The sequence below is a fragment of the Burkholderia sp. Tr-862 genome (assembly GCF_011753085.1).
Taxonomy (GTDB): domain Bacteria; phylum Pseudomonadota; class Gammaproteobacteria; order Burkholderiales; family Burkholderiaceae; genus Burkholderia; species Burkholderia ambifaria.
Map to the genome: position 1 here is coordinate 45,732 of NZ_VWWG01000030.1, position 8,895 is coordinate 54,626.

Consider the following 8,895-nt stretch of genomic DNA (forward strand, 5'->3'; position numbering starts at 1 on the left):
GCGCGGCACTGCATGGCACTACACGGCACTACACGGCACGACACGCGTCACGACGCAATGCTAGCCTTGCGGGTGTACCCGCGATGCCTTTCCCCTCTCATTGCCTACCTGCGAGGATCATCCCGATGCAAGAAACCCGCCCGCTGTTCGACCGCGTCCTGCTCACCAACGACGACGGATTCGACGCCCCCGGCCTTGAAGTGCTCGAACAGGTCGCCATGCAACTGGCGCGCGAAGTGTGGATCGTCGCACCGGCGGAAGACCAGAGCGGCACGTCGCATTCGCTGAGCCTGCACGAACCGCTGCGCGTGCATCGCAAGGGCGAGCGCCGCTTCGCCGTGCGCGGCACGCCGGGCGATTGCGTCGCGATCGCGGTCAGCCACCTGATGAAGGACGCGCGGCCCGACTTCGTGCTGTCCGGCGTGAATCGCGGCGCGAACCTCGGCACCGAAACGGTATTCTCCGGCACCGTCGGCGCGGCGATGACGAGCATGCTGGTCGGCGTGCCGGCGATCGCGCTGAGCCAGGCATTCAGCGATCGCAACGAAGTGCCGTGGAATACGGCGCGCACGCACGCGCCGGACGTGATTCGCCGGCTCGTCGCCGCCGGCTGGGACCGCGATGCGTGCCTCAACGTGAATTTCCCGCCGCGGCCGGCCGACGACGTGCGCGGCCTGAAGGTGACGAACCAGGGCGCCGGCACGCTGCAAGGCGTCGACATCGTGTCGGGGCGCGATCCGCGCGACATTGAATACCACTGGCTGAAGCTGACGCGCGCACCGCGCGACGACGATGCGGATTCGGAAACGGTCGCGCTCGGCGAAGGCTACATCGCGGTCACGCCGCTGAAGTTCGAACGCACGCACGATCAGGCACTCGCGCGGCTGCGGGCGAACCTTGGGTGAACGGTGCGATCGCGCCGGCAGGCATCGGCCGCCGGCGAATGACACCGGATCGAGGCCGCTCGGCGGCCTCGCTGCGTCGCCGAATCACGACCTCAGCGCGCCGCATCACGTCAGGTTCATTCCCCCGTCGAGCATCACGATCTCGCCCGTCACGTAGTCGGACGCGACGAGCATCGCGACCGTGTGCGCGACGTCGTCCGGCGTCGCCGCGCGGCGCATCGGCGCACGCTCGTGCCAGAGCTGCTGCGCTTCGGTCCAGTCGGCCGTCAGCGGCGTATCGACGAGCCCCGGCGCCACCGCGTTGACGCGAATCGCCGGCGCGAGCGTGCGCGCGAGCAGGCGCGTCGTGTGATTGAGCGCGGCCTTCGCCGCCGCGTACGGAATCGACGCGCCCTTCGGCCGCACGCCCGCATGCGAGCTGACGTTGATCACGCAACCGGCGCGCCCGCTCGACGCCGCTTCGAGCAGCGCGGGCTGCGCCTCGGCGACGAGCCGGAACGGCGCGATCACGTTGATCTCGTGCATCTCACGCCATACGTCGGGCGTCGCGGCGGCGAGATCGTTGTGCGGAATCACACGGCTCGCGCCCGCATTGTTGACCAGCACGTCGAGCCGCCCGTGCACCGCGAGCGCGTCGCGGATCAACCGCACGCGTTGCGCATCGTCGGCGAGATCGGCCTGCACGTAGCTCGCGCCGAGCTCGGCCGCCATCGCGCGGCCGGTGTCGGCGGAGCTGCGCGAATGCAGGATCACCGCATAGCCATCCGCCGACAGGCGTCGTGCGATGGCCGCGCCGATCCCCGACGTCGATCCGGTGACGAGCGCGACAGGCCGATGCACGCGCGACGCGCGCGGCTCGGCGATGGTTTCGGTTTCAGGTTCCGTTTCGGAAATCGGGGCATTCATCGGCGGATGCGGCGCGTCCATGGCGTGGAATCCCGTGAGTAGCGTTCCCGCATCATAAGCGCGGCGACGGCCGATGCGGAGGCGTGCCGTCTACGGCCGTTTCGGCAGATCGACGAAATCTTCGAGTTCGCCGGCGATGTAAAGCCGCTTGCCGATTCTCGGGTATTCGCACACGTCGTGTTCGAGGCGCTGGCCGGCGATGAACAGTTGCAGCGGCACGTCGCCGGTATTCTGCAACGTGTGTGCATCGCCGCCGCGCGGAAAGCCGAGAAAATCGCCCGGCCCGATGTCGAAAGCGCGCTCACCGAGCGTGGCCGTGCCGGTGCCGGACAGCACGTACACGCATTCTTCCTCGTACAGGTGACGGTGATATTCGGCCGATTCGTGACCGGGCATCAGCGTGAGCAGGTGAGCGCCGATTTGCGTGAGGCCGGTCAGGTCGCTGAGCTGCCTTTTGAGGCGAACGGCATTGGGATTCAGCGAATGCACCGCGCGCGTCGGTTCCATCTTCGCGATGTCGGCAGCTTTCAGCAGTTCCCGGGGAGGTGTCGTGGACATGGGGATCTCGTCAGCGTGATGCAGCGGTTGAACGTGCCGCCCGGGCCGGCGCGGCGCGCATGCCGCGCTATTGTCCGGCATTTTCACGCGGATGAGAAACGCGTATGCGCCCGTCGGCGCACACCCCGACACCACTACCGCGCGCAATCGGCCAGCAGGTTCGCCAGCACCGACGCGCCTTGCGCGAGGTGCACCGGATCGGCATCCTCGGCCTCGTTGTGGCTCAGGCCGGCCTTGCACGGGACGAACACCATCGCGCTCGGCGCGACGTACGACAGGTTCACCGCGTCGTGCCCCGCGCCGCTGCACATCTCGAGATACGGATAGCCGGCGGCGGACGTCGCCTGCCGCACGCGCGCGACGCACTCGGCATCGAACACGACCGGCTCGTATTCGGCGATGGTCTGCACCTGTACCTGCGTGCCGCGTAACGGGGTCCGTTCCCGGCAGATCGCCTCGATATCGGCGACGAGCTGCTTCAGCGCCGGCAGCGACGGATGGCGCACGTCGACGCTGAACTTGACGAGACCGGGTATCGTGCTCGGGGAGTTCGGCTGGCACGCGACATGACCGACGGTCACGCGCGCATCGGCATCGAACGCATGCCCATGGTCGACGATCGCGGCGATCATCGCGGCCGCCACGCCCATCGCGTCACGGCGCACGCTCATCGGCGTCGTGCCCGCATGCGACTCGAAGCCGGTCACCGTGACGTCGAGTTCGTAGATGCCCTGCACGCCGGTCACGACGCCGATCGGCAGGCCGGCGTTCTCCAGCACGGGACCCTGTTCGATGTGCGCTTCGAAATAGGCTTTCGGCATCTGCCGCTCGCGCTCGCGGCCGGCGAAGCCGGTACGCTCGAGTTCGTCGCCGAGCCGCACGCCCGTCTGCATGCACGGCCGGGCCAGCGCGTAATCGAGATCCAGCGCGCCCGCGTAGACGGCCGAGCCCATCATGCCCGGCGTGAAGCGCGAACCCTCTTCGTTGGTCCACGCGACGACGTCGACCGGATGGCGGGTGACGATGCCGTGCTCGTTCAGCGCGCGAATCGCCTCGAGGCCCGCGAGCACGCCATAGACGCCGTCGAAGCGGCCGCCGAGCGGCTGCGTGTCGAGATGGCTGCCGCACATCACGGCCGGCGCATCGGGCTGCGTGCCGGGCCGGCGCGCGAACACGTTGCCGATCGGATCGATGCGGATTTCGCAGCCGGCTTCCTCGCACCAGCGAATGAAGCGTTGCCGGCCGAGCACCTCGTCGGCGCTCAGCGCGAGCCGGCAACTGCCGCCGTGCGCGGTCGCGCCTATCTTCGCCATCTCCATCAGCGAATCCCACAGTCGTTGCTGGTTCACGACGATCATCGCGAATTGCTCCGGGAAACCCCGCCGCTGATGGCGGGAAGGAAAGGAATGCTGTCGACAGGCAGCTTCTTCGACGGGTTGGCGACGCATGCGCGCCGCCGCCGCTCAGCCCACGTGCACGCCGCGCAGCTTCGTCAGCAACGCGACGAGACGATCGATGTGTTCGTCCTCCGTGCGCCACGACGACACGCTGATCCGGAACGCCGGCCGCCCCTGCCACACGGTCTGCCCGAACCACACATCGCCCGAATCCTGCGCGGCCTGGAGGATCGCGGTCGTCTCGTCGTCGGTGCCGGCGCGCACGAGCACCTGGTTCAGCACGACGCGGTTCAGCACGTCGTAGCCGGCCGCGCGCAGGCCGTCCGCGACGCGCGCGGCCTGCGCGCAATGCCGCTCGATCATCGTCGCCACGCCGGCGCGGCCGAGCGCGCGCAGCGCGGCCCACACCGGAATGCCGCGCGCGCGCCGCGAGAATTCGAGGTTCAGGTTCTTCTGCGCGTCCTGCGCGCCGCTCAGGTAGACGGCATCGCTGTTCATCGCTGTCGCGAGCGCGGCCGCGTCGCGGCAGATCACCATCGCGCCGTCGTACGGCGTGTTGAGCCACTTGTGGCCGTCGGTCGTCCAGCTGTCCGCGCCGTCGATGCCGTTGGTCAGCGCGCGTTTGGACGACGCGCGCGCCCACAGCCCGAACGCGCCGTCCACGTGCACCCACGCGCCGGCGGCCTTCGCAAGCGGAATCAACGCCGCGAACGGATCGAATTCGCCGGTGTTCACTTCGCCGGCCTGCACGCAGAGGATCGTCATGTCGTCGAGCGGCGGCAACTGCGCGGGGTCGATGCGGCCGTGCGTGTCGACCGGCGCGACGATGACGCGCTTCATCCCGAAGCCGAGCACGCGCAGCGCCTTCTTCACCGTGACGTGCACGAACTCGGAGACCACCACCTTGACCTCGGGCGCGCCGATCAGACCGTCCTCGTCGACGTCCCAGCCCTTGCGCGCGAGCAGCGCACGCCGCGCGACGACCAGCGCGACGAGCGTGCAGGCCGTCGCGCTCGTGCCGAAGCCGACCGCGCTGCCCTCGGGCAACCCGAGCACGTCGACGATCCAGCGCGCGGCCTGCCGCTCGATCGTCGCGGCCACCGGCGAATTGGCGAACGACGACGCACACTGGTCCCACGCGAGCATCAGCCGCTCGGCCGCCGCCGCGGCCGGCAGCGTCGCGCCGATCACGAAGCCGAAGTAGTTCGGGCCGTTTGACGCGACGGTCGCGGGCGTGCCGCGCTCGTCGAGCAGGCGCAGCACGTCGTCGGCCGGACGGCCCGTATCGGGCAGCGGCTCGTCGAAGGCCGCAAGACCGGCGAGCGCGGCCGCGTCGGGATACGCGCGCCGTTCGTTCGTCGCCGCGAGATACGCATGCGCGCGCCGGTCGGCGTCGGCCAGCAGGGCGAGTTCATCCATGTCGATTGCCTCGGTGAAGGTCAAAGTTGCAGGAGATCGCGGCCCAACTGATGCAGCGCATCGTCGATCCGCCTGTAGTACGTGAACTTGCCGACGCGCGTCGCCTGCACGAGCCCGGCATCCGCGAGGATGCGCATGTGCCGCGTGGTCGTCGCCGGCGCGATGCCGAGCTTCTCGGTGATGTAGGTGCAACACACGCCGAGTTCGTCGAAGTCGCCGTGCGGCTGCGGCGGAAAATGCTCGCGCGGCTGCTTGAGCCAGCGCATCACGGCCAGACGGCTTTCGTTGGCCAGTGCGCTGATGCGGGTGACGTCGTCCATGGGTTGCGGTTTCGTTTGACGTTTCGAATATTAGCTAAATGACGAAACGTGGACAACCGGTCCGGCGGGCAGTATGTGCGTTCGCTGTCGTGCCGGCAGCGGCTTCGTCCGCTATCGCACCGCATCCGACGTCACCACGTCGCGGCCGGCATGCGGAGGCATCCGGCGCGGCGCGATCCGGTTGCGATCATCCCGCTGCCAGCGCCTGCGCCAGTTGCTCGATCAGCGCCCGCACACGCCGCGGCTGCGCGGCGCCGCCCGGATAAACGATCTGCAGGTCGACTTCGCCCGGCGAGAAGTCGCGCAGGATCTCGACGAGCGCGCCGGACGCCAGATCCTGCTCGACGTCGAGCAGCGACTTCAGCGCGAGCCCGTGCCCCGCGACGCACCACGCGCGCACGAGCGCACCGTCGTTGGCCACACGCCGGCCACGCACCATCACGCGCTTCAGTTCGTCGTCGATGCGGAACGGCCACTCGGCATACAGTTCCTGCCCGAAACGCATCACGATGCAGTCGTGCGCGGCGAGTTCGTCCGGATGCCGCGGCGTGCCGTGCGAGGCGAGATAGGCGGGCGCGGCGCACACCACGCGGCGCGACCGGCCGAGCGAGCGGCTGCGCAGCGCGCTGTCCGCGAGCGTGCCGCGCCGGATCGCGAAATCGAGCCCCTGCCCGACGAGATCGACATAGCCGTCGCCGAGATGCAGGTCGACCGTGACGCCCGGATGCTCGGCCAGGAACGCGTCGACGACGGGCACGACGCGCGCCTGCCCGAGATCGGCCGGCGCGCTGAGCCGCACGGGCCCCGACAGCGTCTGCGCGCCGAGCCGCACGCGGCTTTCGAGCTCGTCCGCTTCGGCAAGCAGGCGCCGCGCGCCGGCCACCAGCGTGCGGCCCTCGTCGGTCAGGCTGATCGCGCGGGTCGTGCGCGTGAGCAGCGCCGCGCCGTAATGGCTCTCGAGCGCCGCCAGCCGCTCGGAGACCGTGGCCGGCGACAGGCCGACCTCGCGGCCGGCCGCGGCCAGCCCGCCCTTTTCCACGATGCGCAGGAACAGCGCCAGGTTATCGAGCAGCATTCTTCGCATTCTCCGAATGATATTTTCGAAGTCTGCCCAATTATCCGGTTGAACCGCAAGCGCTAGAGTGAGGATCCACCTTGCCGGCGCCCACTCGCGCCGGCTTCCGCTCAAGAGAGGGCACACGACATGGAATACCGCACGCTCGGCCGCTCCGGCCTCAAGGTTCCCGTGCTGAGCTTCGGCGCAGGCACGTTCGGCGGCACCGGCCCGTTGTTCGGCGCATGGGGCAACACGGGCGTCGACGAAGCGCGCCGCCTGATCGACATCTGCCTCGAAGCCGGTGTCAACCTGTTCGACACGGCCGACGTGTATTCCGACGGCGCCTCCGAGCGCGTGCTCGGCGCCGCGATCCACGGACGGCGCGACCAGGTGCTGATCTCGACGAAGACGGGGCTGCCGACCGGCGACGGGCCGAACGACGCCGGCACGTCGCGCGCGCGACTGATCCGCGCGGTCGACGACGCGCTGCGCCGGCTCGACACCGACTACATCGACCTGCTGCAGCTTCACGCGTTCGACGCGGCCACGCCGGTCGAGGAAGTGATGTCGACGCTGGACGACTTGGTGCGCGTGGGTAAGCTGCGCTACATCGGCGTATCGAATTTCGCCGGCTGGCAAATCATGAAATCGCTTGCGGCGGCCGACCGGCACGGCTGGTCGCGCTACGTCGCGAACCAGGTCTATTACTCGCTCGTCGGCCGCGACTACGAGTGGGACCTGATGCCGCTCGGCGCGGACCAGGGCCTCGGCGCGCTGGTGTGGAGCCCGCTCGGCTGGGGCCGGCTCACCGGCAAGATCCGCCGCAACACGCCGCTCCCGGAAGGCAGCCGCCTGCACGACACGGCCGGCTTCGGGCCGCCGGTCGACGACGAACGCCTGTACGACGTGGTCGATGTGCTCGACGCGATCGCGGAGGAAACCGGCAAGACCGTCCCGCAGATCGCGCTGAACTGGCTGTTGCAACGGCCGACCGTGTCGTCGGTGATCGTCGGCGCGCGCAACGAGGAACAGCTGCGCCAGAACCTCGGCGCAGTGGGCTGGTCGCTGACCGACGCGCAGATCGCGAAGCTCGATGCGGCGAGTGCGGTCGAAGCGCCGTATCCGTATTTCCCGTACCGCCGGCAGGACGCATTCGCGCGCATCAATCCGCCGCTGCGCGGGTAAGCGCAGCCGCGCGCCGTCGCGCCCCACCGCCATCGGAACGCGGCGCGACGGCCGTCACCGCGCGGCCAGCACGCGGTCGATCATCTCGCCGATCCGGCGCGCGAGCGCGTCCATCCGCTCGGCCGGCACGCCGCCGTAGCCGAGCACGAGCCCGTTGTAGCCGTGCGCGGTGCCCGGCACGCAGAACGACGACAGCGGCCGCAGGATCAGCCCGTGCGCCTGCGCGACGCGGCTCAGTTCCGTATCGGCCACCGGCACGTCGAGCCGCGCGGACAGATGCATGCCGCCAGCGCCGCCCGACACCGTCAGCCGCGTGCCCAGCCGCCGCGCCAGCGCATCGTGCAACGCGTCGCGTCGCTCCGCATAGACGCGCCGCATGCGCCGCAGATGCCGCGTGAAATGCCCCGCGTCGATGAAATCCGCGAGCGCGCGCTGCTCGACCGCGCGGCCCTGCAGCATCAGCGCGCCCGCCGCGTCGCGCAGCGGCTGCGCCAGCGCGGGCGGCACGACCATGAAGCCGAGCCGCAACGCGGGAAACATCACCTTGCTGAAGGTGCCGAGATAGATCACGGGCGCATCGTCGGCGAGCCCCTGCACGGCCGCGTGCGGCGTGCCGTGGTGGCGGAACTCGCTGTCGTAGTCGTCCTCGACGATCCAGGCGCCGGCCGCGCGCGCATGGGCGACGAGCGCGAGCCGCCGTTCGAGGCTCATCACCGCGCCGAGCGGATACTGATGCGACGGCGTGATGTAGACGAGCTTCGGCGCACGATCGCGCCAGTCGTCCGGATGCGGCGCGAGCCCCTGCGCATCGACGCCGATCGGTTCGACACGCAGGTCGGCCGCGAGAAACGCGTTGCGCGCACCTTGATAGCCGGGGTTCTCGATCCACGCGACATCGCCCGCGTCCGCCAACGCGCGGGCGCACAGGTCGAGCGCGCCTTGCGTGCCGTCGGTGACGATCACCTGTGCGGCGTCGCAGCGCACGCCGCGCGACGCACGCAGATAGCCGGCGATCGCGTCGCGCAGCACCGCATCGCCTTCGGCCGACTGGTAGCCGAGTTGCGCCGGCCCCGCCGTGCGCCAGGCCCGTTCGATGCAGCGCCGCCACTGCGCGAGCGGGAATTCGTCGAAGGCCGGCGCGCCCGGCA

9 protein-coding genes are annotated in these 8,895 nt (G+C 69.8%); 2 read left to right on the forward strand and 7 right to left on the reverse strand.

Going from position 1 to position 8,895, the window contains the following annotated elements:
- The first annotated feature begins 125 nt into the window (after nucleotides 1–125).
- The gene (surE, locus tag F3J14_RS12065; protein WP_166723175.1) at nucleotides 126–905 is read left to right on the forward strand and encodes a 5'/3'-nucleotidase SurE; all 780 of its coding nucleotides are present in this window, start codon (nucleotides 126–128) and stop codon (nucleotides 903–905) included.
- A 105-nt stretch (nucleotides 906–1,010) separates the two neighbouring features.
- Here surE and F3J14_RS12070 read toward each other — a convergent pair whose 3' ends face one another.
- From F3J14_RS12070 to F3J14_RS12095, 6 genes are all read right to left on the reverse strand, one after another.
- Entirely contained in the window at nucleotides 1,011–1,832 is an 822-nt protein-coding gene (locus tag F3J14_RS12070; RefSeq protein ID WP_166723176.1) for an SDR family oxidoreductase, read from the reverse strand.
- A 69-nt stretch (nucleotides 1,833–1,901) separates the two neighbouring features.
- Nucleotides 1,902–2,369: a cupin domain-containing protein gene (locus tag F3J14_RS12075; protein ID WP_166723177.1), complete on the reverse strand. Its 468-nt coding sequence runs from the start codon at nucleotides 2,367–2,369 to the stop codon at nucleotides 1,902–1,904.
- Between the two features lie 134 nt (nucleotides 2,370–2,503).
- On the reverse strand, nucleotides 2,504–3,727 hold the full coding sequence (locus tag F3J14_RS12080) for a Zn-dependent hydrolase (protein WP_166723178.1): 1,224 nt from the start codon (nucleotides 3,725–3,727) through the stop codon (nucleotides 2,504–2,506).
- Nucleotides 3,728–3,832: 105 nt separating this feature from the next.
- Complete coding sequence (locus F3J14_RS12085; RefSeq protein ID WP_166723179.1) at nucleotides 3,833–5,185, reverse strand: aminotransferase class V-fold PLP-dependent enzyme; 1,353 nt, start codon at nucleotides 5,183–5,185, stop codon at nucleotides 3,833–3,835.
- 20 nt (nucleotides 5,186–5,205) lie between these two features.
- On the reverse strand, nucleotides 5,206–5,505 hold the full coding sequence (locus F3J14_RS12090) for a metalloregulator ArsR/SmtB family transcription factor (RefSeq protein WP_012365181.1): 300 nt from the start codon (nucleotides 5,503–5,505) through the stop codon (nucleotides 5,206–5,208).
- Nucleotides 5,506–5,692: 187 nt separating this feature from the next.
- Nucleotides 5,693–6,580 carry a LysR family transcriptional regulator gene (locus tag F3J14_RS12095; RefSeq protein ID WP_166723180.1) on the reverse strand — a complete coding sequence of 296 codons (888 nt, stop codon included), beginning with the start codon at nucleotides 6,578–6,580 and terminating at the stop codon, nucleotides 5,693–5,695.
- Between the two features lie 129 nt (nucleotides 6,581–6,709).
- Here F3J14_RS12095 and F3J14_RS12100 point away from each other — a divergent pair, with 129 nt between their 5' ends.
- A complete protein-coding gene (locus F3J14_RS12100; RefSeq protein WP_166723181.1) occupies nucleotides 6,710–7,747 on the forward strand; it encodes an aldo/keto reductase in 1,038 nt (345 codons plus the stop codon).
- A gap of 54 nt (nucleotides 7,748–7,801) precedes the next feature.
- Here F3J14_RS12100 and F3J14_RS12105 read toward each other — a convergent pair.
- On the reverse strand, nucleotides 7,802–8,895 hold a 1,094-nt coding region (locus F3J14_RS12105), incomplete at its 5' end, for a PLP-dependent aminotransferase family protein (protein ID WP_166723182.1).